Source organism: Pseudomonas sp. GM24 (assembly GCF_000282235.1).
Taxonomy (GTDB): Bacteria; Pseudomonadota; Gammaproteobacteria; order Pseudomonadales; family Pseudomonadaceae; genus Aquipseudomonas.
On the sequence record NZ_AKJR01000030.1, the window covers coordinates 20,688 to 45,966 of the forward strand.

The following is a 25,279-nucleotide window of genomic DNA, read 5'->3' on the forward strand; positions in this document are numbered from 1 at the left end:
GGCCGGCCATGAACAGCCGCTCGCCTGAGGGGGCGAAGCAACAGGGCATGGCGATTATCAGCGCGTTGTTGATTGCGGCCGTGGTGGCGGTGATTGCGGCGGGCATGTTGACGCGCCAGAGCGTGTCGACCCGGGCGCTGGAGGCGGATCAGCAGCGCGTGCAGGGGCGTTGGCTGGTGCAGGGCGGGTTGGAGATCAGCCGTCAATTGTTGTGGGACGCACGTCAGCGCGATCCGTTGACCCGGCTCGATCAGCCGTGGGCGCAGCGGCTCTCCGCGCAAGGTTTTGAAGGGCGGCTGGAGGATGAGCAGGGCAAGTTCAACCTGCGCAATCTGGTGGCCAACGAGCGGGTTGATGAGGCGCAGGTGGCGGCGTTTCAGCGCTTGTGTGAGTTGATCGGGGTCAGCGCCGGGTTGAGTCAACGCATCAGTCAGCGGGTGATTGCCTCGTACCCGCGGCTGCTGAATGCGCAGGTTGCCGAGGCGCCGAAAAGTGGTTTCGACAGTGGTCGCGCCACTTCGCCAAACGCTTCACGCAAACCGCAGAATCCGACGTTGCCGATGCTGCGTAGCATCGATGATCTGCGCAGTGTCGACGGCGTGAATGAGGCGGTGATGGGCAAACTGGCGCCGTACCTGACGGTGATCCCCGCGACGACCTGGCTCAACGGCAACACCGCCACCGCGCCGGTGTTGGCCGCGTATGTGCCGGGGCTGTCGTTGGAGCGTGCCAATGCGCTGATTGCCGAGCGTGATGCCGGGCGCTGGTTTATCAACCGTGGCGATTTCGTTAACCGCTTGCGCCTGCCGCAACTGGAGCTGACCAGCGTCAAGGTCGGCATCACCAGTGACTGGTTTCGCCTGCGGGGCGAGGCGCGGCGCGATCAGCGGCGGGTCAGTCTTGAGGCGTTGCTGCATCGCAGCCAGGACCGCTTGCCGCAGGTGATTTGGTCGCGGGTGGGCGTATGAGCCAGTTGAAAGTGGCGTTGCCGCCCTTGGCGGAACTGGATCTGCACAGTCAATTGCATTGCGCCTGGCTGGATCGTCAAGGCCAGGTCACGCGGGAAGAACGCCTCAGCCTGAGCCAGTTGAGCCAGCAATCGAAACTGCCGCCGCTGGTGTGTTTTCTGCACCCGGCTGACAGCCTGTTGGCGAGTCTCGATTTACCGCCGCTGCCGGCGAACAAGATTGTCGCGGCGGTGCAGTGTGCGGCGCAGGCCTTGATGCTCGGCGACAGCAGTGAGATGCACATCGCGCACAGTTCACGGGACGAGGCCGGGCAGGTGCAGATCGCCTGGGCGCCTCGGCAGCAGTTATTGAGTTTTGGGCAATTGCTGAAAAGCGCTGGGTTGAACCTGCGCGGTCTCTACCCGGCGCCGTACCGTTTGCCGGTGCTGCCCGGCACCGTCGCTTGCGTGCAGGACGGGCATCTGTTGTTGCGCGATAGCGTGCAAGTGGCGCGGGTGCAGCCGTTGTTCGATGACGGACTCGACGGTGTTGTGTGGGAACCGGGTGTCACTTTGCATTGGATCGGTGATCAGCCGCCGGGCGCTGAACTGCCGATGGCGGATGCGCAGCGCTGGACCGGGCCGCTACCGGGTTGGGGGCTGCATGGCGCGGTCCAGCAACAAAAAACCGAGCATCGCGGCTGGGGCAGGGCAATCGCCCTGTCAGCGTTGGCCGTGGCTGTTTGGGTGATCGGTTTGAATCTGTATGCCGCCCGTGAGGCGAGTCAGGGCCAGCAGCTGAAAGCCCAGATGAACCTGCGGGTAAAGCAGGCCTTTCCCGAGTTGCCGGTGATCCTCAACCCGTTGCAACAGGCCCGTCAGCAATTGGCGGCGCGGCAAAAGGGCGCGGCGGATGATCCGGCGCAGACTTTTAATCGTCTGGTGTTGCAGGCCGGCACCGGTATGCCGTCGATGGCCGGCAGTGTCGAGCGGCTGGTGTTTGTCGACGGTGCCTTGCAACTGAGTCTGCTGAGTGAAGCCCGTCGTGGCGGCAATGATCAGGACTGGCAAAGCACCTTGGCCCAGGCCGGCATCAGCGTCACTGCCGATGACGAGGGTTGGACCTTGCGTCCGGCCACTGAAGCCAGCCCAAATGAAAGCGATGACAGCGGCGGAGCAGAAGAAGATGAATAAGGCCTCGCTCGCGCTGTACCGCGCCAAGTGGCAACGCTTTAACGCTCAGGTGCAAGCCCGATGGCAGCCGTTGGCGTTGCGCGAAAAGCGCATGGTTGCCGGCATGGCCATCGCGCTGATCGGCTTGCTGCTGTGGGTCGCACTGATCCAGCCGCCGCTGAAGAAAATCACCTATTGGCAAACCGAGACGCCAAAGCTTCGCGCCCAGACCGAAGCGCTTGAGGTGCTGCTGCGCGAAGTCAGCGTGCGCCCGGACGGGCAAAGCGTGGCGCAGTCTCTGGAGCAGACCCTTCAGGCCAGTGGCCTGGCGGGGCATTACCAATTACAGGAGGCACAGGGTGCCTGGCAGTTGACCTTCGACGCGGCGCCGGCCGATGCCGTGCTCGAATGGCTGTTGAGCAACCCGGCACAACTTTCTCTGCAAGTGGTCGAGGCCCGTTTGCAACGCGCAGACAACCCCTCGACCGAAGTCACCGCCGGCACTTTGTCAGGCACCGTTCGCATGGATCAGGCGCTGGGCGCTAAGGAAGCTTCATGAAGGGGTCAGGATCCAAACCGGCACGTCTGGCGTTGCCGATGCTGCTGATGGCGTTGAGCGCGTGCAGCAACACCACCACGCCGCAGAATCAGCCGCCGTTGCTGGTCGACAGTGAACTCGGGCGGCCGCTGGCCAACACCCAGCGCAGCGGTGACGCGGTGCTCGACCGCGAACGCGCACAGGCGCAGGCGCGACCGGCGCCCAAGCAATTGCACAACATCAGCAAGAGTGCGCGCAGTGGTGCGGCGTCGTCGGGCATCGCGTTGCCGAGCAATCCGTTGGGTGATCAACCAGTGACGCTGAATTTTGTCGACGCCGATATTCAAGCGGTGGTACGGGCGTTGGCGCGATCGACCGGGCAGCAGTTTTTGGTCGATCCTCGGGTGAAGGGCACACTGACGCTGGTCTCGGAAGGTCAGGTGCCGGCGCGGCAGGCTTACGACATGTTGTTGGCGGCGTTGCGTATGCAGGGTTTCAGTGTGGTGGATGTCGGCGGTGTGGCGCAGGTGGTGCCGGAGGCGGATGCCAAGCTGCTGGGTGGGCCGATTTACAGCGCTGACAAACCGGCGGGTAACGGCATGCTCACCCGCACGTTTCGTCTGCAATACGAGAACGCGGTAAACCTGATTCCGGTGCTGCGGCCGATTGTTTCGCCGAACAACCCGATCAACGCCTATCCCGGCAATAACACCATCGTCATCACCGATTACGCCGAGAACCTGACCCGCGTTGCGCAGTTGATCGCGAGCATTGATTCGCCGAGTGCGATCGATACGGATGTGGTGCAGATTCAGAACGGCATCGCTGCCGACATTGCGCCGATGGTCGCGGACTTGCTCGATGCGCCGGGCAATGATCCGACGCAGAAAATAGCGGTGATCGGAGATCCGCGCTCCAACACCATCATCATTCGCGCCGGCAGCCCGGAGCGCACGGAGTTGGCGCGCAACCTGATCTACAAACTGGATAACGCGCAGAGCAATCCGAGCAATCTGCACGTGGTTTATCTGCGTAACGCCCAAGCGGCGAAACTGGCGCAGGCCTTGCGCGGGTTACTCACCGGTGAGAGTGATAGCGGCACCAGTGACAGCGCGCGTTCGGTGCTCAGCGCCATGGGTGCAAGTACTGGCGGCAGCGCTGGGCAGAATGGCCAGAGCGGCACGCAAACCAGCGGCACGACATCGACCAGCAATAGCAGCGGCAGTGCCGGTGGCAGTTACGCACAAGGCAGTGGCGGCACCAGTAGCAGCGGTAATCAGGCGAGCGAACAAAACGTCGCCTTCAGTGCCGGCGGCGTAACGATTCAGGCCGACGCCACCACCAACACCTTGCTGATTTCCGCGCCGGAGCCGTTGTATCGCAACCTGCGCGAGGTGATCGATCTGCTCGACCAGCGCCGCGCGCAAGTGGTGATCGAAAGCCTGATCGTCGAAGTCGGCGAGGACGATGCCAGTGAGTTCGGCGTGCAATGGCAGACCGGCAACCTCGGCGGCAAAGGCGTGATCGGCGGCGCGAATCTGGGTGGTTCGGGGATCAACACCAACGGCAAGACCAGCATCGACGTGCTGCCGCAGGGTTTGAACCTGGGTTACGTCAACGGCACCGTCGACATTCCCGGTATCGGCAAGATTCTCGACCTGAAAGTGCTGGCCCGGGCCTTGAAAAGCAAGGGCGGCACCAACGTGCTGTCGACGCCGAACCTGCTGACCCTCGACAACGAAGCGGCGAGTATTTTTGTCGGCCAGACCATCCCGTTTGTCAGCGGCAGTTACGTGACTGGCGGCGGGGGCACCAGCAATAACCCGTTCCAGACCGTGACCCGTGAAGAGGTCGGTTTGAAGCTCAATGTGCGCCCGCAGATTTCCGAGGGCGGCACGGTCAAGCTCGATATCTATCAGGAAGTCAGCAGCATTGATGAGCGGGCTTCGGCCAGTTCGACGTCGGCGGGGATCGTCACCAACAAACGCGCGATCGACACCAGCATTCTGCTTGATGACGGGCAGATCATGGTCCTCGGTGGGTTGCTGCAGGACGGCTACAGCCAAAGTAACGACGCGGTGCCGTGGCTGGGCAGTCTGCCGGGGATTGGCGCGCTGTTTCGCAACGAGCGCCGGGCGATTACCAAGACCAACCTGATGGTGTTCCTGCGCCCGTACATCATTCGCGACAGCGAAGCGGGGCGCAGCATCACCCTCAACCGCTACGACTTTATGCGCCGTGCGCAGGGCGGTTTGCAACCGGAACGCAGCTGGGCGATGCCGGACATGCAGGCGCCGCAATTGCCGACAGCGGCGCAGGGCGTACCGGCGGTTTTACCGGGGTCGGGTCCGCGCGCCACTATCAAAGCGGTGCCCATCCAATGATTCCGCCATCGCCTCTTGATCTGGAAAACCGATTTGTAGGAGCTGCCGAAGGCTGCGATCTTTTGATCCTGCTCTTCGACGGACCCAAACGACCAAAGATCAAAAGATCGCAGCCTTCGGCAGCTCCTACAGGGATTGGGGAGGGCATGAGATGAGTGCGCTGCCTTACGCCTGGGCCAAGGCGCAGCGGATTTTGTTGTGTGATGGCGTGCTGACCGTTTGCCCGTCAACGCCGGGCTGGTCGATCAGCGAGGCGCGGCGGCAGTTCGGTGCGACCACGATTCAACGCGTACGCGATGACGAACTCGACGGTTTGCTCGCCGCTGCCTATGCCGACACCGGCAGCGCGGCGGCAGTGGTCGGTGCGGCGGAAAACGAAGTCGACCTCGACCGCTTGATGCAAGACATGCCGGAAATCACCGATCTGCTCGACACCCAGGACGGTGCGCCGGTGATCCGCATGATCAACGCCTTGCTCACCCAAGCCGCCCGCGATGAAGCCAGCGACATTCACATCGAGCCGTTCGAAACCCATTCCGTGGTGCGCTACCGCGTCGACGGCACGTTGCGTGACGTGGTCTCGCCGCGCAAGGCTCTGCACGGTGCGTTGGTGTCGCGGATCAAGATCATGGCTCAGCTCGACATCGCCGAGAAACGCCTGCCGCAGGACGGTCGCATCGCCTTGCGCGTGGCCGGGCGGCCGATCGATATTCGTGTTTCAACGGTACCGACCGGGCATGGCGAAAGGGTGGTGATGCGTCTGCTCGACAAACAGGCCGGGCGCCTGCATCTGGAAACCCTCGGCATGGACGCGCAGGTGCTGGCCAAACTCGATCACCTGATCCGCCAGCCCCACGGTATTGTCTTGGTCACCGGGCCGACCGGCAGCGGCAAAACCACCAGCCTCTACGCGGCACTGGCGCGGCTGGATGCGAGTACCAGCAACATTCTCACCGTGGAAGACCCGGTGGAATACGACTTGCCTGGCATCAGTCAGATTCAGGTCAACGCCAAGATCGACATGACCTTTGCCTTGGCGCTGCGTGCGATTTTGCGGCAAGACCCGGACATCATCATGATCGGCGAAATCCGCGATCTCGAAACCGCGCAAATCGCCGTGCAAGCCTCGCTGACCGGTCACTTGGTGCTGGCAACCTTGCACACCAACGACGCGGTGTCGGCGGTCAACCGCTTGATCGATATGGGCGTCGAACCGTTTCTGCTAGCGTCGTCGATGCTCGGCGTGCTTGCGCAACGCTTGGTGCGGCGCCTGTGCAATCACTGCAAACAGGAAGACCCGGCGACACCGGGGACGTGGCGCCCGGTCGGTTGCCCGGCGTGCAATCAAACCGGTTACAGCGGCCGCACCGGCATCCACGAATTGTTCTGCATCGACGACGACATCCGCACCCTGATTCATCAAGGTGCAGGGGAGCAGGCCTTGCGCGCATCAGCCGCCAAGGCCGGGATGTTCAGCTTGCGCGAGGATGGCGAGCGCTGGATCCGTAGCGGCGCCACCGCGCCTGAAGAAATCTTGCGTGTGACACGGGACGCCTGATGAATCGCTATCGTTTTGAAGCTGCTGATGCCACTGGCAAGATCGAATCCGGGCACCTTGAGGCGGACAGTCAAAGCGCCGCTTTCACAACATTACGCGGGCGCGGGTTGACCGCGTTGTCGGTGCACAAGGAAAGCAACGTCGCCCAGCACGGTGGCGGTGGCCTGTTCAGCGCCAAACTCTCGGACAACGACCTCGCGTGGGCCACGCGGCAATTGGCGAGCTTGTTGGGCGCGAGTCTGCCGTTGGAAGCAGCGCTGAGTGCCACGGTCGAGCAGGCCGAGAAAAAACACATCGCCCACACCCTCAGCGCCGTGCGTGCGGATGTGCGCAGTGGCATGCGTCTGGCTGAGTCGCTGGCGGCGCGGCCACGGGATTTTCCTGAGATCTATCGCGCGTTGATTGCGGCTGGCGAGGAGTCCGGCGATCTGGCGCAGGTCATGGAGCGGCTGGCCGATTACATCGAGGAGCGCAACAACCTGCGCGGCAAGATTCTCACCGCGTTTATCTATCCGGGTGTGGTAGGGCTGGTGTCGATCGGCATTGTAATTTTCCTGCTCAGCTATGTGGTGCCGCAGGTGGTCAGCGCGTTTTCCCAGGCGCGACAGGACTTGCCGGGGCTGACCTTGGCGATGCTCAACGCCAGTGATTTCATAAGGGCGTGGGGCTGGTTGTGTGCGGCGATCATCGCAGGGGCGTTCTGGAGCTGGCGCCTGTACCTGCGCAATCCGGCGGCACGTTTGAGTTGGCATCACCGGGTGCTGAAGTTGCCGCTGTTCGGGCGTTTTATTCTGGGCCTGAACACCGCGCGATTCGCTTCGACTCTGGCGATTCTCGGCGGCGCCGGGGTGCCGTTGTTGCGTGCATTGGAGGCGGCGCGGCAGACCTTGTCCAATGATCGCTTGAGTTTGAGCGTCACTGAGGCCACGGCCAAGGTGCGTGAGGGCGTGAACCTGGCGGCAGCGTTGCGCGTGGAGAATGTGTTTCCACCGGTGCTGATTCATTTGATTGCCAGCGGCGAGAAAACCGGTTCACTGCCACCGATGCTTGAGCGTGCGGCGCAAACCCTGTCGCGTGATATCGAGCGGAGGGCGATGGGCATGACCGCGTTGCTGGAGCCGCTGATGATTGTGGTGATGGGCGGGGTGGTGCTGGTGATTGTGATGGCGGTGTTGTTGCCGATCATTGAGATCAATCAACTGGTCCAGTAGCCGGTTTTTATGGTGTCTGATCGGGCCCCTTCGCGAGCAGGCTCGCTCCCACAGTGTTCTGTGTTGTGAAGTCAATTGCATTCGATCATTGAGAGCACTGAGTTGATCCAGTAGTGGTGTGTCAGATGTTTTTAGGGTGTCTGACCTGGCCTTATCGCTGGCAAGCCAGCTCCCACAGGTTCTTGTGTTGTGTCGCAGATCGCATTGACAACATGGCTCCTTGTGGGAGCTGGCTTGCCAGCGATGGGGCCAGTCAGGGCAACAAATAATCCAATCTTTTTTCCAGGACTTCAGCATCACCCGACCCTCAAAAGGTCCATCCTCGGGTTCTCCTTTCTGTCATCTGCAACCACCCGCCAACGCCTCCAGCCCGATTCAGCCAAACCCCCGCCCCAGACGCTGCGCAGCACCCGACAAACACCCGAGAAAATCCCTTCGGAAACACCTCACAGCTCCCGAGGTTTTTTCCTTTATCTGTCACCGGAAACTGCGAATTTCTCAGTGCGACTTAACCAAGGCCAGCGCTAGCGAGGGCCCCGGTGAGTCCTCCCAGTGTCATGCAAGCAACCCCGAAACCTGTGTTCACAACCCAGTTGAAAAGGAGATTCTTCATGTTCAAGCGCACTCTGATCGCCGCCTCACTGACCGTCGCCGCTCTGGCTTCCGCCCAGGCCATGGCCGCCAACGTTACCGGTGGTGGCGCGACTCTGCCTGCCGCTCTGTACAAAGGTTCTGCCAACAGCATCCTGCCAGCCAACTTCAGCTACCTGGGCACCGGTAGCGGCACTGGCAAAACGGCTTTCCTGACCAACAACTCCGCGCTGTTCAGCACCACCGGTTCGGTGCACTTCGCCGGTAGCGACTCGATCCTCAGCGCTACGGAAATCAGCACCTACAACAGCACCTACGGCGCTTCGTACGGCCCGCTGATCCAACTGCCTTCGGTGGCCACTTCGGTTGCCATTCCGTACAAAAAGTCTGGCCAGACCGCGCTGAACCTGACCAGCACTCAGCTGTGTGATGCCTTCTCGGGCGCCAAAACCACTTGGGGTGCGCTGTTGGGTACTGCCGACACCACGCCGATTCGCGTTGTTTATCGCAACGTTTCCAGCGGCACCTCGGAAATCCTCACTCGCCACCTGAACTCGATCTGCCCGACCAAGTTCGCCACCAACTCCACCTTCACCAACGCTCGCCTGCCAGCCGGCTCCGCACTGCCTGCGAACTGGGTGGGTGTTGCCGGTACATCTGACGTCGCCACCCAGGTCAACGCCGTTGACGGTTCGATCGGTTACGTCGGTCCGGACGGTGTGAACGCTGCGAGCAACGCTGTTGTTGCCCGCGTCAACGGCGTGCAGCCAACCACTGCCAACGTTTCCCTGGCATTGGGTTCGGCCGCTCTGCCAGCCGCGCCTGCCAACCCGGCGCAGTGGGTACCGGTTGTGCCTAACCCGGCAAGCGGCTACCCGATCGTCGCTTACACCAACTTCATCTTCGGTCAGTGCTACAAGGATGCAACCGTGGCCAATGATGTACGCAGCTTCCTGACCACTCACTACAGCAACCCGGGCAACAACGCTGCCACCATCGCGCACAGCTTCACTCCGGTTCCAACCAACTGGAAAGCCGCTGTGACCGCCAACTTCGTCACCAACTCTTCGGGCAACAACCTGGACATCAACAACGCCAGCGTCTGCAACGCTATCGGTCGTCCTTTGTAAGCTTCGCTTCAGTCGCAATGCAATCGCAGCAGCCTTCGGGCTGCTGCTTTTTTTTGGCCGATCTACTCCTCAATCATGAAGTTTGTGTGACATCCGTTCGGTCGCGGCCTTCGCCAACCGCCTACCTCATAACAGCAGGGTCCACCCGACCTGCGGCCTCGTGTGGCAACTCAAAAGGATCTCGTAGTGATGCTCGCTCGCCCATCCCGTCGCAGTACCCGTGTTCAGCCTCAACAGCGTCTTGTCGTCGATCCGGCGCTGTGGCTGCTCAAGCCGTTGGCGCAGGCGATTGCCTTGTGTCTGGTGGCGGGCAGCGCCGAGGCGGCCACTGCTTTCAGTTCGGGATGGTTTGCCGCCAAGGGCGCGGCGCAGCAGGCGAGCGCTGCACGGCCCGGCACCGGCGGTTTGCCGGGGATGACGCCGCCGCTGGCGCAACAGCAGAAGGCCAACCAACAGCTGCAGCGGTCGATTCAGACCTTGAACAACACCGTCGCCGCGATTGCTGCACAGCAAGCGGCGCAAGCGGCCGGACGCGCGGCGGCATTGGGCTCGGTGCAGTTTGTTCCGGACGGTTTGGCCGAGGGGGGGCTGAAGGTCGACAACAGCCTTACCCAAGGCTGGCAGAACGCCAAAGGCCCGCAACAGACTCAGGCCGACGGCAAGACCACGGTGAAGATCGAGCAGACCGCCGACAAAGCCATTCTCAACTGGGAAACCTTCAACGTCGGGCGTAACACCAGCGTTGAATTTGCCCAGCAAGCGAATTGGGCGGTGCTCAACCGGGTCAACGATCCGAGTGCACGGGCCAGTCAGATTCAGGGGCAGATCAAGGGCGACGGCACGGTGATGCTGATCAACCGCAACGGCATCGTCTTCAGCGGCACCAGTCAGGTCAACGTGCGCAACCTGGTGGCAGCCGCCGCCAACATCACCGATATCCAGTTCCGTGATCGCGGCCTGTATTTCGACAGCAGCGCCAGCCAGCCGACGTTCACCGACGCGGCGGGCAAAGTGCTGGTGGAGCGCGGGGCGTCCATCGAAACCGCGCGACCGGCGAAGTCCACCGACGCCGGCGGTTATGCCTTGCTGTTGGGCAGTGAAGTGCAGAACGACGGCAGCATCAACACCGCCAAGGGCCAGACCGTGCTGGGGGCGGGGGATCGCTTTTACATTCGCAAGGGTGCGGGCACCGAAGGCAACGGCTTCTCCACGACGTTCGGCAACGAAGTCACGCCGGGCTTCAAAGCCGCCAGCGTTGCCGGCAAGGTCAGCAACAATGGTCTGATTCAGGCCGCGACCGGCGACATCACCCTGACCGGCCATGAGGTCGTGCAAAACGGCGTATTACTCGCCAGCACATCGGTCGCCACGCGCGGCACGATTCATCTGCTCAACCCGGCGACGGACACCCAAGGCAGCGTGACGCTGGGGCAGGGCAGTGCCACGGCGATCATGCTCGACAGCAGTGACCTCACGGCCCTCGACAGCCAGCATCAGTCCGCACTGACCGCCGTTACCCCGACCAATTCGATTCGCAGTGACCAGTCGCGCATCGACATCCAGAGTGGTGGCAGCGTCGAGTTCCAGAACGGTTCGATTACCCTGGCCACGGGCGGACAAATCGCGGTGGCCGCGCAGCGTCGCAGCCTGGTGCGCGACGGCGCGCTGATCGACGTTTCCGGCGCCATCGGCGTGAAAGTCGCGATGGAATCCAACAGCATCAAGATCAATGTGCAGGGCAACGAACAGCGCGACGCTTCGGGCAACCGCGACAAAGGTGCGCTGAACAGTAACGACGTCTGGGTTGACGTGCGTGAGCTGGTCTACGTGCCCGCCGGCACCAACGGTTACGCCACGGATCGCTGGTACACGGCAGGGGGGTTGCTCGAAGTCGGTGGTTACCTTGGCACTCAAGGGCACAGCATCGGTGAATGGATGGCCCAGGGCGGGACGGTAAATTTCGCCGGCAATGACGTGGTGACTGAGAAGGGCTCGTTGATCAACCTGTCTGGCGGCACGCTCGATGTGCAAAGTGGCGAGATTCGCCAGAGTTGGTTGCGCGGGGCTGACGGGCATCTCTACGAATTGTCCAAGGCGCCGGGCGATCTGCTCTACAGCGGTCTGTACAACGGTTATGAAGACAGCAGCGAACGCTGGGGGCAGACGAGCTATTACTACAACCCGCTGATCGCACCGACCAAGCGCCTGGAGGCTGGCTACACCGTGGGTCGCGATGCCGGGCAATTGGTGATCGGCACCCGAAACGCGCGGCTCGACGGGCAACTGCTGGGGGAGGTTTATCAGGGCGAGCGCCAGACTCAGGCGCCGCGTGCCGTGCTCGATGGCTACGCGCAGCGTCAGACCGCTCTCGCGCGGCGCGGGCAGTTGATCGTCGGTGGTTACGATGCCGCCTACGTCGCGGCGGCGGGTGGCGTGCTCTACGGCCTCAATCCGTTGCTCGATCAGGTGCAGATCGGCATTGAGCGTCCGCACGGCGACAATGACGCGGGCCTGACCGGCGCGGTGTCCGAGGCGCGCAATGGCAAGCTGTTTCTCGATGCTGCACAACTGAGTGACTGGCAACTGGGCGCACTGAAAGTCGCCGCCAAAGAGCGCATCGACGTGGACGGCGCCGTGACGGTCGGCAACGGTGGCGATATCACCCTCTACGCGCCGCAGGTGCAGGTCAACGCCGACCTGATTGCACGGGGCGGCAGCCTGCATGTGGGCAACGTGCTCAATCAGCTCAATACCGACCGTGTCACCGATACCCGCATCGTTGCGCCTGCGGGCACGACCACGGGTGTTCGCGTGGCGGAAAAGGTGCAACTGGACACCCGGGGGCTGTGGAGCAACTTGCGCACTGACCCGGATGACGCGAGCAGTCTTGCGTATCTGGACGGTGGCGTCATTTCGATCCGCAGCAGCGGCGACATCGAAATCGGCACCGGCAGCCTGCTCGACGTGTCCTCCGGCGGCGCGCTCCTGGCCAACGGCAAGACTCGGGGGGGCAAGGGCGGCGACATGACGCTGGAGTCCAGTGCGTTGTCAGCGCCGGGTGACAGTCATCTGCGCCTCGCTGGCCAGTTGCGTGGCTATGGTGTGACGGGCGGCGGCAGCCTGTTGATTCAGGCCGGCAACGTGCTGATCGGCCAGACCGACAAAGACCTCGCCGACAATACCTTGCAGCTGCAAGCGGATCTGTTCGACAAGGGCTTTTCAGCCTACAACCTGATCGGGCTCAACCGCCTGGACGTTGCGGACAACACCCTGATCGACGTGCTGATGCCGGTTTACCGGTTTGCTGACGCGGCAGCCAGTCAGGCCAGCGGTGTCGCCCCGCAACAGGCGCTGGAGCTGTGGACGCCGACGCTCTATCAGGACAATCCGGCCAAGGCGCAACTGACGCAACGCGCGGGTGCCAGCCTGAGCTTGCAGGCCGGTTCCAGCGAGGTGGCGTTGAGCGATCCTGCGCGTAATGCGTTGACCCTTGGCCAGGGCTCGCGCATCAGTGTCGACCCGGGGCAAAGCATCAACGTGCGCGGCGCCGGACAGATTACTGTCGACGGTGAGTTGAATGCCTGGGGCGGCATCATCGACATTCGCCAGCAGCAGTTCGGCTCGATGAATGTCGCCGAGGCCTCGCAAGTCGCCGACAAAAATGCCCACAACCGCTCGATCTGGATCGGCGACCACGCCGTGCTCGATGTCGCCGGGCGCGCTGCCACGAGCGTGGATGCGCTGGGCCGGGTATATGGGCTGGTGGGCAAGGGCGGCAGCATCATCATTGGCGGTGAAACCGACGCGAAGAAGGCCACCGCCACGGCGGCCGATGCCTATGTCGTCGTGCGCAATGGCGCGCGGCTTGACGCTTCCGGTGCGCAGGCGCTGCTGGATATCGCCGGGCAGGGGCCGACGGCGGTCGCTACGGACGGCGGGCGAATTTCCTTGAGTTCCTATAACGGCCTGTTCATCGACGGCGACCTGCGCGCGGCGGCCGGTGGCGTCGGCGCGGCGGGTGGGCGCCTGGAGATCGCTCTGGAGACGCCGAGTTATCTGCGCAGTGATGCCAGCAATGAGGTGCGCGTGCCGCGCGAAATCATCATCAGCCAGCAAACCGCTGACGCCCTGTTGCCGGCCGATGTGCAACCGGGTGAAGCGGCGCCCGCGTTGCAATACGGGCGTGCCCGCCTGAGTGCCGACCAGTTGATGGCTGGCGGGTTCGATAATCTGAGTGTGCTGAGCAACGGCCTGCTGTCGTTCGACGGTGACGTCAATCTGCACATGCAGCAAAGCCTGAGCCTGTATGCCGGCGCGATTTCGCTGGCCGAAGGCGCGCAAGACAATGCGCGTATCGACCTGTCTGCGCCCTACCTGCGCCTGTCGGGGACGGGCAAGTATTTCGAGGCGCCGGGCAACCTTCGGCCACGGGTGATGAACACGCCGACAACGCGTATATCGATGGGGCAATTCAATGCCAGTGCGGATCAACTGGACCTGAGCAACAGCCTGTCGTTCGGTACCGCGGGCAATATTGTCCAGCTCACGGGTGCGGATTTGCAGGTGACGCGTCGTGGCTTTGATCAGGTCTCCCTGCACAGCCGTGGTGACCTGCGCTTTCTGGCGCCGACCGGTTATGTCGAGAAAACCGAACTGTGGACACCGGGCGACCTCAACCTGCGTGCCGCGCAGATCTATCCTGCCAGCGATGTCACCGCTGAGGTGCGGGTGGGCTACCAAAGCGTGATCCCCGGTGCCGATCCGGCTCGCACCTTGCGCATCAGCAGCAGCGGGGCCGCACCGGCCGCGTTGCCGTATTCGGTGTTTGGCAACCTGACACTGGCGGCCGGGCGCATTGAACAAGGCGGGGTGATCCGCGCACCGCTGGGCATGATCAGCCTTGGCGGTGAGACGGTGGTCAATACCCGCGAGCTGCATTTGCTGCCAGGCAGCGTGACTTCGGTCAGCGCCGCGGGGTTGCTCATGCCATATGGCGGAACCACCGACGGCATCGACTATCGCTACGCTGGCAAATCCGTTCAGCTCAAGGGCATCAGTGCGGATACCGCCGGCGTGACGCTGACCTCGCGCTACGTCGATGTGCAGGGCGGCGCGCTGATCGATCTGTCCGGTGGCGGTGATCTGCGCGGCGCCGGGTTTGTCTCCGGGCGCGGCGGTTCCACCGATGCCCGCTACAACCCGCTGGTGCGCAACGCCAATGACGGCACCTTCAGCCTGCCCGGCCTTGCCAGCAATCCGGTGTACGCCATCGTGCCGGGCAATCAGAGTGCCTACGCGCCGATGCTCGCCGAGGCCGGGGCGGTCGATCCGCGCATCGGCCAGCAGATTACCCTCGGTGCCGGCGTGCCGGGTCTGGCGGCGGGCACCTACACGTTGCTGCCCTCGACCTTTGCCTTGCTGCCCGGGGCGTTCCGGGTCGAAGTCAATGGTCAGGCCACAGCAGGCGTCAGCAACGACGCGTTGCAGATGCGCAATGGTTCGTGGACCCGTTCGGGGCAGATGTCGATTGCCAACACCGGGCTGCGTAACAGCCTGCCCAGCCAGGTCATTCTGACGTCTGCGGATGTCCTGCGCCGTTATTCGCAGTACAACGAGACCGGTTTCAGTCAATTCATCCAGAGTGACGCGACACGGCGTGGCGTGCCCCGGGCCTTGGCCCCGATGGATGGCAAATCGCTGAATCTGTATTTGATGTCAGGCGCCGAGCAGGACGTTGCCCTGGATTTCAACGGCCGTGCGTTATTCGCCCCGGCTGCCGGCGGGGTGGTCGGAACCGCCACGGTACGCGGGGCAATGGACTTTGAAATTCTCGGCGCCGGGCATTCGCGCACCGACGGTTTCACTGGCGTGTCGCTGTATGCCGACAGCCTCAACGGTTTGAATGCCGGGCGCCTGACCCTCGGCGCGCAACCGCTGATCGATTACAGCGGCGCGGGCAATATCATTTCGTTCACTGGCTACACGACGTCGATTACCCTGCGCGAGGGGGCGATGTTGTCGGCGCCCGAGGTGCTGTTGCGCACCGCCCGCAGCGATGGTGGCATGACCCTCGAAGCCGGTTCGGGGATCAACACCCTGGGCCGTGGCAACGCGCCGTACGACTCCAGCAGTGGTTTCATCTACCAGCCGGGGGCGGCCGCGCTGCTGATGGTGTCGAACGGTTGGACCAACGTCCTGGCGCCAGCGGTAGCGGACGGTACTTCCGGTGCGGGCGACATTCGCATTGGCAAGTGCCCGATGACCGTCTGCACCAACCCGACGCTGCTCTATTCCAACGGCAGCATTACCGCCGCCACCGACAAGCAGTTTGAACTCGATGAGTCGGTACGCTTCGGCACCCGCCATCTGGCCCTGGCTGTCGGCGCCGTCAACGCTGGCAGCGCCGAAGCCTTGAGCGCTGCCGGCAACCGCGTGCCGACCGGTCTGACGCTGAACCAGAGTGTGCTCGATCGCTTGTTGCGCGGCGATACGCAGTTGGGTGCGCCCGCGCTGGAAACCTTGAGCCTGACCAGCCGCGATGCGTTCAACTTTTACGGCAACGTCAGCCTCGATACGCTGGACGCGCAGACGGGCGTGAGTAAATTGCAGAACCTGATATTCACCACGCCAGCCATTTACGGCTTGGGTGAAAGCGCTGACGTGGCGTCCATTCGCACCGCCAATCTGATCTGGAACGGCGCCAGCCAGGATCCCGGCGCCGTCATCACTGGCGGCGCCGGCACGGGCCGCGGCACCCTCGATATTCAGGCGCAGCGCATCGAATTCGGTTACGGCCCCAATCCGCAGGCCAGCGGTCTGGAGCAGAACAATCGGCTGGCGCTGGGTTTTGCCAATGTCAACCTCAGCGCCAGTGAGCGCATCACCGCCAATCACAAGGGCAGCCTGGCGGTGTACCAGGAACAGGGCGCTTACGATCCGGTCAAGGGCTATGTCTACAGCGGCGGCAATCTCAACCTGCGCACGCCGCTGCTGACGGGCGAGGCCGCTTCGATAAACCTGCTCAAGGCCGGCAACAACCTGACGCTCACCGGCGCCGGCAAGCCAGCGGCCGCCAATGCCTTGGGCGCGGAACTGACGCTCGATGCCCGCAGCATCGCGCTGGACAGCCGCATCACCCTGGCCAGCGGCAAACTGCTGGTGAAATCCGAGGGCGATCTGACCCTCGCCGATGGCGCGTCTGTGGACATGGCCGGCCGCACTTTGCCGTTCAATGATGTCAGCAAGTACAGCTGGGGCGGCGATGTGGCGCTGTACAGCAGCCACGGCAATATTCGTCAGGCCGCCGGTTCGCGCATCGACCTCTCGGCGCAGAACAATCAGGCCGGCACCCTCAGTGCCGTCGCGCTGGCCAGCGATGCGGGCATGGTTGATCTGCAAGGCCAGATACTCGGAACCAGCAGCGGCCATTACGATGCCGGCGGCACGTGGGTGCCGTACAAATCCGCAGGCGTGGACATCCGCGCCCAGCACCTGAACGGTGATGCCAGTCAGCAGTTTGCCGCCCTCAACCAGCGCTTGAATGCCGGTCAGGTCTTCGGCAGTCGCAGCTTGCAACTCAAGCAGGGTGATCTGCTGATTGGCGACGGACTCAAGGCTGGTGAAGTGAACGTCTCGGTGGACAACGGCAGCCTGACCGTCGCGGGTTTGATCGATGCCAGCGGCGAGCGGGTCGGCAACATTCGCCTGTCGGCGCAAAACGGCCTGACCCTGGCCGGCAACGCCGTGCTCGACGCCCATGGTCGTGTGCTGCGGGTCGATAGCTACGGCAAGATCATCGACGCGCCGAACCGGGCGACGGTTGAGCTCAATTCTGCTGCGGGTCTGTTGACCCTTGGCGCCGGTGCGCGGATCGATCTGCGTCATGGCACCGATGCCGTGCGCGGCACCTTGCCCGGGCAGTCCGACGGGCTGTTGCGCGGCACGCTGGAGTTGAACGCGCCGCGCCTCGGTGCCGATGACATCGCCATTGATGCCAGCGGTGCGCTGAGCATTCAGGGCGCGCGATCGATTGGCCTTAATGCCACGCGGCGTTATACCGATGCCACCGACGGCGTCGACCCGGCGGCCAGCGGACGGCCGTATCAGGTGATCGATCAGGCCTACTTCGACCGCATCCATGCTGACAGCAGTGCGTTCATCGACGCGGCGCTGGCCAACCGCAACCTGCTGCAGAACAAGCTGGCGGGGCTGAACAATGCCACCTACGCCGATGCGTTCCATTTACGGCCGGGCGTGGAAATCGCCAGCAAAACCGCCGACGGCGATCTGGTGGTGCAGGGCGATGTGGACTTGTCCGGCTACCGCTATGCCAGCCTCAATCCGCATACGCAGAAAACCGCTGTGTACGGTTCGGGCGAGGCGGGCAGTCTGGTGATGCGAGCCGGCGGCAACCTCGATATTCATGGCAGCCTCAACGACGGCTTCGCGCCGCCGCCGGAAACCGTCGACGATGCCGGCTGGAAACTCTTGCCGGGCATCCAGCCGTTTGGTGGCGACCTGATCGTGCCGACGGCGGGCGTGACCCTGGCCGAAGGCACGCTGTTCCCGGCCGGTGTCACGTTGAACTACGACGTGCCGCTGCAAGCGGCGACGCTGCCCGCCGGGACCCTGTTGCCCACCGAGGCGACCCTGGCCGGACCGTATACCTTGGGCGCAGGCACAGTGCTGGCCGCTGCGGTACACGATGCGACGGGCCAGTTGTTGTACGCCGCCGGTACGTTGCTTGCCGACAGCGTGACCTTGCCGGCGGGCAGTCGCCTTGGCGCGGGCATCCGCTTGAACAACGTGACGGCGATCGGCGCCGTGCGCTGGCCCAAAGGCGTGCCGTTGCCAGGCAACGTCGAGGCGGGCACCAACGCGATCAAGGGCGTGCGCCTGAGCGGTTCGCTTGCTCTGTTGCGTGGCTCGCTGATCCCGTCGATGACTGATGTCGTGTTGGCCGACGGCACCGCGTTCATTGAGTTGCGACCGTTGAGCGGCACGCAACAGGGGCGCAACTGGGCAGTCGCAAGCATGTTGCCGGCCGGCAGTGCGTCGTGGTCGATGCGCGTGGTGGCGGGTGCGGATCTGAGTGCGGCGGACAGCCGCGCGATCAAGCCGCTTTCCAGCGATGGGCACTTGCGTCTGGCCGACACCCACTACGGCTTGAAGGTGACGGAAAAACCGCCGACGCTGGTCTGGGGCGACGGCAACCTGGGTGGTTTTACTCCCGGTGAGCCAGTGCCTGACGACCTGAAAGACTGGTGTGACTGGGCGCCGAACTCTTGCGTGCCGGCGCCGCGTTGGGCGTGGGCGCCGGACAACTGGCTGGGCATGCCTGCCGGCTCCCCGATGAGCGACGATGACGTGGCGGCCTGGTGCGGTGCGTTCCCGGAACTGTGCGTGGAAAACAAACCGGGCATCACCGTCAAAACCCGCACGCAAATGTTCAGCGTGTTGCGCACCGGCACCGGCGATCTGGACGTGCTCGCCGCGGGCGATCTGAGCATGGATTCACCGTTCGGCGTGTACACCGCCGGCACGCAGTCGCAGGACGTCGATCCGCTGTACAACCAGCCGCGCGGACGCCTGTCGGATAACGGCTCGGTGCTGGGCAGTGGCGGCAGCGATTACGAAAAATGGGTCAGTGGCAATGACAGCCTGTATCAGGCCTGGTACCCGCAAATGGGTGGCAACCTGACGATCAATGCCGGCGGTTCGATTTCCGGCGATGTGCTGGGTCGCCGCGGGTACTCGCAAAACATGGATACCCCGGAACAGGTGCCGAGTGTGGCCGTGGGCAATTGGCTCTGGCGTCAGGGCACCGGCAGCAGCGATGTGCCGACGGCGTGGTGGATCAACTTCGGCAGCTACGCGACTCAGCCGTTGCCGGATCAAAGCGTCGACACTGGCCCCTTCCTGGTGGGGTTCACCGGTTTCGGGACGTTGGGTGGCGGCAACATCAGCCTGCGCGCCGGTGCTGACGCCGGCATGCTCAAGGCCATGGGCGGCAGCGGCAACAGCAACCTTTATCCTCGTGGGCAGGGCTTGATCGTGGCAGTCGGCAGCACCGGACGTGTGGGCAGCGACGGTACTCTGCAATTGACCGGCGGCGGTGACATGGACATCCGTGTCGGTGGCTCGGTCAACCCGTCGCTGCAGGCCCGGGCGGGACAAAATGGCGTCGGTGTTGCGCAACATGATCTGCAAGGTGCGTTGATCAACCTGCGCGGTGCCGCACAACTGACCGGGGGCGCGCTGGGTGGTATCAATCTTCAGTATGGCGCTGCCGCTCCCGTTCAGGACGTTCGTGAAGTCCGCCCGTACGATCCGTTTACGGCCACGCTGGGCAGCGCTTCCGGCGGCCTGGTGTTGATCCCGGGCGACTCGGCCATGAGCCTGAATACCCGTGGCGATCTGGTACTGGGTGGGGCGGCGGACCCGGGCCGGGTACGCTTGCAGAACTCTACGCCGTTTACCACCGATGACGGCGTCGTACACGACGGCGGCGGCTTGAGCGGCTTCTCGTTGTGGACCGATCACACCGCGATCGACCTGTTTTCAGCGGGCGGCAATCTGACGCCGAGCACCCAACTGGGCGAAACCATCGGGCAAGGTCCCGTGACTGCGCGTAATACCTCGCCGACCGACGGGCGCTTTGTCTATCCGTCGATCTTGCGCGCAGTGGCTGCGCAAGGCTCGATCTATGCCGGGCCGTCAGCGGTGTACAGCCAAGGCAGCGGCGTAGTGCCGGCAACGAGTTATTCATTGCTGCTGGCGCCGTCGAATGCAGGGCAACTGGAGTTGCTGGCGCAGGATTCGATCTATGCCGGCGGCTATGCGATCAACCAGTCGGGCGCCAGTCCACTGGCCATCGCCACGCCGTTCGCTCCCGCATTCAATGGCTACGGCAGCAGTACGTCGGCGACGCCAATCATGACGAATCTGAACAGTGACGGTGTTTCAGCGGACAAGAATGTGCGCTATCCGCTGTTTGCCTTTGGGCCCAACAGTTACTCGGGGTTGAGTGATGTGCAGGCACCGGCACGTTTCTATGCCCTGACCGGGGATCTGGTGGGCGTGCGCAGCGGTGAAACGCTGACGTTCAACCTGTCCAGACGCACCTGGTACGAAGCGGCGGCCCCGGTGTCGATGCTGGCCGGGCGCGACATCGTTGCGTCCGGTACATTCCTCGGCCAGCCAACGATCGTGCCCAACGCCGAAATGGGCTCGCCGAGTAGCGAAAGCATTGCGTCGACCGGCAACCTGTTCGTGCATAACGATCCGCGAGATATTTCGCGGGTATCCGCGGGCCGCGACATTCTCTACAGCAGCTTCGACATCGCCGGTCCCGGCGTTCTCGACATCAATGCCGGGCGCAATATCCTGATGGAGGACCGCGCCAGTATTACCAGCATCGGGCCGGTAGTGGCGGGTGACAACCGCCCTGGTGCCAGCGTGGTCATGCAGGCGGGTGTGGGCGCGCAAGGGCCTGATTACTCACGCTTTATAGCGCATTATCTGAATCGCCAGAACCTCGCCAACCCTGACCAGTCGCTGAGTGCGCAACCGGGCAAAGTGGTCAGGACCTACTTCGACGAACTGCAGAGCTGGCTGACCCTCGGCTATGGATTTAACGGCAGTGACGAACAGGCCCAAGCGTTCTACGCCGCGCTGCCGAGCGCCGAGCAGGCGATCTTCGCGCGGCAGGTGTACTTCGCCGAGCTGCGCGCCGGCGGCCTGGAGTACAACGATGTCGATGGCCCGCGTAAAGGCAGTTATCTACGCGGTCGCAACGCCATTGCCGCGCTGTTCCCGACCACTGATGTGGCGGGCAATCCGATCCGTTACGACGGCGACATCACGCTGTACGGCGGAGCAGGGGTCAAGACCCTGTTCGGCGGCGACATCCAGATGCTCACCCCGGGCGGCGGTCAGGTGTTCGGTATCGAAGGCGCGGCGCCACCGTCCACCGCAGGGATCATCACTCAGGGTTCGGGCAACATTCAGCTCTATTCGCAGGGCAGCATTTTGCTCGGCCAGAGCCGGATCATGACCACGTTCGGCGGCTCGATTCTCGGCTGGTCGGCCGAGGGCGATATCAACGCCGGTCGCGGCTCGAAAACCACCGTGGTCTACACCCCGCCGAAACGCGTTTACGACACTTGGGGCAACGTGACCCTGTCGCCGTCGGTGCCGAGCACCGGCGCGGGTATCGCCACGCTCAACCCGATCGCCGAAGTGGCGCCGGGCGACATCGACCTGATCGCGCCGCTGGGCACCATCGATGCGGGCGAGGCGGGGATTCGCGTTTCGGGCAACGTCAACATCGCCGCGCTGACGGTGGTCAACGCCGCCAACATTTCGGTTCAGGGCAAGGCGACGGGTGTGCCGGTGGTGTCGGCGGTGAATACCGGGGCGATTACATCGGCGAGTTCCGCAGCATCGTCGGCCACTCAAGCGGCGGAGGACGTCGCCCGTCAGCAGCAGGCAGCTTCGCGACAGAATCAGGCGTCGGTGTTCACCGTGCAGGTGTTGAGCTTCGGCAACGAACAGCTTGCGCCGTCCCGCGATGGTGCCAGCCGTGCACCGGCACCGGGTTACAACCCGAACAGCCCGGTGCAGGTGTTGGGCGCCGGGGCGCTGGATGATCAGGCGAAACAGCAGTTGACCGAAGAGGAGCGTGGGCAACTGACGCTGTAAAAGACTCTCGTGTAGTACGTTTGGGCGGCCGGTGGGTCGCCCTTTTTTTATGTCGATGAAGTTGAAGGGTATTTTTGCCGGGGGTGAAGCACCCCCAGTATTCTGATGCGCCCATTCACTCGATAGACCAGCAGATAATTCGGATGAATCACCATCTCACGAGTACCAGGCACTCGGCCAGGTCGGTAACCGTAAGGTATTGATGAAAGCCGTTGTGCTGCCGCACCAACCTTGTGTCTTAGCGAAATTGAAGCGTTGGTGTTGTGTTACTCGATGTATTTGAAGATGTCAGCCAGTTGACGCGAGGACTTGCTGCTCCATTCAAGCAGCAGAGCGGCGCTTCCTGCGCATCTCTTCCAGCATCTGGTCGAGCATCGCCATAGCCTCATCATGGGGAATACCAGGACTAGGATCATCGAGTGCATGCTGTACCTCTGCACGAAACCAGCGATCGTAGCTCTCTGCCTCTTCTTCGGATTCGAAGTCAGAGTAAAACGGGGAAAGTAATATGCTCATAGTGATCTCCGTGATCAATCTCGGCAGTTTAAGGGGGGACATGGCCCATTGTCGTCACTGGCTGACGATGCACCCCATGAGCCCTTGAGCAACCATGGGATAACGGAGCCCAGTATCTGCAAGCGCATCCTTTAAATCTGCCAGACGTTTCCCCCTGTTGTCCGGTAATCTCGACCGCCGCTGTAGGCGTATTCCACCCATGCGTTTTTCAGGTTTTCAGGCTACAAATCCAGGTGCGTTTTCCTACAAATGCACTCAGAACGCATAGGGGATGCTGACTTTCGCCCAAAGCATTTCACCTTCGGGCCGGTTCTCCACATCAAATTCCTTGGCCCATCGAATCTCCGCGCTGGCGTACTTGAGAAAGGTGAAGTGCAGCGCCGGGCCAATCGCAAAGACCTTGCCGCGTACGCCGTCATCAACGTCCTGCCCGGCAAACTGCACGGTGTGGCCGAACTGTTTGTCGTCGGTGGTTTGCTTGAGGAAGTAGCCGTTGACGCCGAGCATCAAGTCGTCGGTGATCTTGTAGCTGGCCGAGTAATCGAAGTGGAAGATCTGCCCCGATTTGTAGTCGGTGTCTTTGTTTTTCTCGTTGAAGCTGTAAGTGGTCTTCATCGAGACTTCGGTGCGTTCAGTCGGCAGCCAGGTGAATGAGAACAGCGGCTTGTAGGTGTAGAAATTGTTGCTGGTGTTGGCCAGTCGATCGACGCTGTATTCGCCGGTGGGCACGGTGATCTCCACGGCGGCGCCGAGGGTCAGGTTCTTGCCCATGTCCCACAGAATGATCGGCGCGATAGTGGTATCGCCCATGCCTTCGCGGGTGTCGCTCAAACCGAACACCGAGACTTCCTGCTTCAACCACGGCTGGGCGATGTAACCGGCCAGGCGCCCGCCTAATACGCGCACAGGGCTTAGATAATCGAGGCGCGGAATCACTGCAGTGGATTCGATCTCGACGTTCGGTACCTTGCCGCCCAGCGAACTGATATTGAGTTTTCGCGCCTTGTAATGGTTGTAGTAGAGATTGAACGCGACCATGTTCTCCGGGAGGCTGTCGACTTCCAGCGGCAGCATGAAGAAGCCGTCCGTGCCAGTGCCGATGTTGTCGACCCCGGCTTCGGTGGCTAGGGCGGGCAACGTCAGCGGGCAACCCGCGATGAAAAGGGCGAGCGGCAAGAAGGATGTTGCACGGTTCTGGCTCATGACTGTCCTCATTATTATTGTGATTGGGACCTGGTACCGGTCGCTCGGAGCGCCGGTACGCTAGAAATAAGCGTTTGGCGTACGTTGGGGCAGGGTATTGGCGGACAATGAGGGGGGCATCTGCGGACAGTCCGTAAACCTTGTGCTAACTTCCATCGACACAACCGGTTACAAAAATAACAATCAAGCGTGATCCGGAATGTCAGCCCCCATGAACGTAAAAGTCCAAGACCCGACCTTCGAACTGGCGCTGGTCTCGCCGTTCCTCCTGCAAACCCTCGCCGAAGTCGTGCAGAGCAGGGGCATCGATTCCCAGAGCCTGTGCCGTGGGCTGGGTTTTACCCTTGAAGACCTGCAGGATCCGGCGCAGCGGATTTCCTATCGCCAAGCCGTAGCGATGATTCAGCGCGCACTTAAAGTGCTGCCTAATCAGGGCTTGGGCCTGTGGGTCGGGGCGCAGAACGTGCTCGGCACTTTGGGCCTGCTCGGGCATGTGCTGTCGCTGTGCAAGACCTTGCGTGATGCTTTTGCGTTGGGCATTCGGCATCAGCACACCTCGGGCGGCATCGTGGTGTCGAGCGTCGATGTGGTCGGTGGCCAGGTGCATCTCGATGCTGAATGCCGCTTGCCGTTCGCTGATGTGCAGGTGTTCGCAGTCGAGGAGTTTTTCGCCAGTCTGCTGGTGTACGGCCGCGCGCTGGCAGGGGCTGAGTTCAAGGCGATTGCCGTGGAGTTCGTGCACGCCGCGCCGGATTATCTGAGCGAATACCACCGCCTGCTGGGGCCGGATGTGCGCTTCGGTTGCCTGCACAATCGCATGCTGATCGATGGGCAATGGCTGGATGTGAATCTGCCCAATCATCATTCGCTGGCGTTGCGTCAGGCGGTGGCATTGCTGGAGCTGGAAGCGGCGCAGGTGCATCAGAAGCTTGATCTGATTCAGGCTGTGGAACGGGCGATTGCGCGGGATCTGAGTAGTGGCAGTCACATTGAAAAGATTGCTGGTGATTTGAATATGAGCAGCCGCACCTTGCGCCGGCGGTTGACTGAGCATGCGCTGACGTTCGAGGCTTTGCTGGAGCAGGTGCGGCAGGCGCGGACCCTGAGTTTGCTGGCCAATCCTGATATGCCGATCGAGCGGATTACCGAAGAGGTGGGCTACAGCGATGTGCGCAGTTTTCGCCGAGCGTTCAAGCGTTGGACGGGGCTGAGCCCTAGCGCCTGGCGTAATGACGCCAACCCTCACCCCAGCCCTCTCCCGGAGGGAGAGGGGGCCGACCGCGGTGTCTTGAGTCATGCATCGACCTGAAAGATCTGTGTCGATTAT

Annotated in this window: 12 protein-coding genes; 9 read left to right on the forward strand and 3 right to left on the reverse strand. The window is 62.6% G+C overall.

The annotated features are described in order from the left end of the window. The first annotated feature begins 8 nt into the window (after nucleotides 1–8). The 8 genes from gspK to PMI23_RS05360 all read left to right on the forward strand — a co-directional run bounded on the left by gspK (nucleotide 9) and on the right by PMI23_RS05360 (nucleotide 22,233). Nucleotides 9–968, forward strand: a complete 960-nt coding sequence (gspK, locus tag PMI23_RS05325; protein WP_007918208.1) for a type II secretion system minor pseudopilin GspK — start codon at nucleotides 9–11, stop codon at nucleotides 966–968. Further along, complete coding sequence (gspL, locus tag PMI23_RS05330; RefSeq protein ID WP_007918206.1) at nucleotides 965–2,140, forward strand: type II secretion system protein GspL; 1,176 nt, start codon at nucleotides 965–967, stop codon at nucleotides 2,138–2,140. Before gspK ends, gspL begins: the two co-directional genes overlap by 4 nt. Next, a complete protein-coding gene (gene gspM, locus PMI23_RS05335; protein WP_007918204.1) occupies nucleotides 2,133–2,678 on the forward strand; it encodes a type II secretion system protein GspM in 546 nt (181 codons plus the stop codon). Before gspL ends, gspM begins: the two co-directional genes overlap by 8 nt. Next, entirely contained in the window at nucleotides 2,675–5,041 is a 2,367-nt protein-coding gene (gene gspD / locus PMI23_RS05340) for a type II secretion system secretin GspD (RefSeq protein ID WP_007918202.1), read from the forward strand. Before gspM ends, gspD begins: the two co-directional genes overlap by 4 nt. Nucleotides 5,042–5,192: 151 nt before the next feature. Next, nucleotides 5,193–6,599 (forward strand): type II secretion system ATPase GspE, encoded by a 1,407-nt coding sequence (gspE, locus tag PMI23_RS05345; RefSeq protein ID WP_007918200.1) that lies wholly within the window; start codon nucleotides 5,193–5,195, stop codon nucleotides 6,597–6,599. Next, a complete protein-coding gene (gspF, locus tag PMI23_RS05350) occupies nucleotides 6,599–7,810 on the forward strand; it encodes a type II secretion system inner membrane protein GspF (protein ID WP_007918198.1) in 1,212 nt (403 codons plus the stop codon). The genes gspE and gspF overlap by 1 nt, the downstream gene beginning before the upstream one ends. A 611-nt stretch (nucleotides 7,811–8,421) precedes the next feature. Beyond that, nucleotides 8,422–9,531: a substrate-binding domain-containing protein gene (locus tag PMI23_RS05355; RefSeq protein ID WP_007918196.1), complete on the forward strand. Its 1,110-nt coding sequence runs from the start codon at nucleotides 8,422–8,424 to the stop codon at nucleotides 9,529–9,531. A 189-nt stretch (nucleotides 9,532–9,720) separates the two neighbouring features. Continuing rightward, nucleotides 9,721–22,233 (forward strand): filamentous haemagglutinin family protein, encoded by a 12,513-nt coding sequence (locus PMI23_RS05360; RefSeq protein ID WP_007918194.1) that lies wholly within the window; start codon nucleotides 9,721–9,723, stop codon nucleotides 22,231–22,233. Between the two features lie 47 nt (nucleotides 22,234–22,280). Here the strand turns inward: PMI23_RS05360 and PMI23_RS29200 are convergent, their stop codons facing one another. The 3 genes from PMI23_RS29200 to PMI23_RS05370 form a co-directional block, all read right to left on the reverse strand. Continuing rightward, nucleotides 22,281–22,481, reverse strand: coding sequence for a type II toxin-antitoxin system RelE/ParE family toxin (locus PMI23_RS29200; protein ID WP_157279731.1), 201 nt, complete (start codon nucleotides 22,479–22,481; stop codon nucleotides 22,281–22,283). A 73-nt stretch (nucleotides 22,482–22,554) separates the two neighbouring features. Further along, the gene (gene relB / locus PMI23_RS05365) at nucleotides 22,555–22,749 is read right to left on the reverse strand and encodes a type II toxin-antitoxin system RelB family antitoxin (RefSeq protein WP_007918192.1); all 195 of its coding nucleotides are present in this window, start codon (nucleotides 22,747–22,749) and stop codon (nucleotides 22,555–22,557) included. A gap of 255 nt (nucleotides 22,750–23,004) precedes the next feature. Further along, nucleotides 23,005–23,952, reverse strand: a complete 948-nt coding sequence (locus PMI23_RS05370) for a SphA family protein (protein ID WP_007918190.1) — start codon at nucleotides 23,950–23,952, stop codon at nucleotides 23,005–23,007. Between the two features lie 211 nt (nucleotides 23,953–24,163). Here PMI23_RS05370 and PMI23_RS05375 point away from each other — a divergent pair, with 211 nt between their 5' ends. Further along, entirely contained in the window at nucleotides 24,164–25,261 is a 1,098-nt protein-coding gene (locus tag PMI23_RS05375; protein ID WP_007949676.1) for an AraC family transcriptional regulator, read from the forward strand. Nucleotides 25,262–25,279: the final 18 nt, after the last annotated feature.

What these genes read in the sequence shown, in the direction of transcription:
- PMI23_RS05375 (WP_007949676.1), top strand. Translation starts at nt 24,164, where the DNA reads ATGAACGTAAAAGTCCAAGACCCGACCTTCGAACTGGCGCTGGTCTCG.
- gspM (WP_007918204.1), top strand. Translation starts at nt 2,133, where the DNA reads ATGAATAAGGCCTCGCTCGCGCTGTACCGCGCCAAGTGGCAACGCTTT.
- gspK (WP_007918208.1), top strand. Translation starts at nt 9, where the DNA reads ATGAACAGCCGCTCGCCTGAGGGGGCGAAGCAACAGGGCATGGCGATT.
- PMI23_RS05355 (WP_007918196.1), top strand. Translation starts at nt 8,422, where the DNA reads ATGTTCAAGCGCACTCTGATCGCCGCCTCACTGACCGTCGCCGCTCTG.
- gspF (WP_007918198.1), top strand. Translation starts at nt 6,599, where the DNA reads ATGAATCGCTATCGTTTTGAAGCTGCTGATGCCACTGGCAAGATCGAA.
- relB (WP_007918192.1), bottom strand. Translation starts at nt 22,749, where the DNA reads ATGAGCATATTACTTTCCCCGTTTTACTCTGACTTCGAATCCGAAGAA.
- gspD (WP_007918202.1), top strand. Translation starts at nt 2,675, where the DNA reads ATGAAGGGGTCAGGATCCAAACCGGCACGTCTGGCGTTGCCGATGCTG.
- PMI23_RS05370 (WP_007918190.1), bottom strand. Translation starts at nt 23,952, where the DNA reads ATGAGCCAGAACCGTGCAACATCCTTCTTGCCGCTCGCCCTTTTCATC.
- gspE (WP_007918200.1), top strand. Translation starts at nt 5,193, where the DNA reads ATGAGTGCGCTGCCTTACGCCTGGGCCAAGGCGCAGCGGATTTTGTTG.
- PMI23_RS05360 (WP_007918194.1), top strand. Translation starts at nt 9,721, where the DNA reads ATGCTCGCTCGCCCATCCCGTCGCAGTACCCGTGTTCAGCCTCAACAG.
- gspL (WP_007918206.1), top strand. Translation starts at nt 965, where the DNA reads ATGAGCCAGTTGAAAGTGGCGTTGCCGCCCTTGGCGGAACTGGATCTG.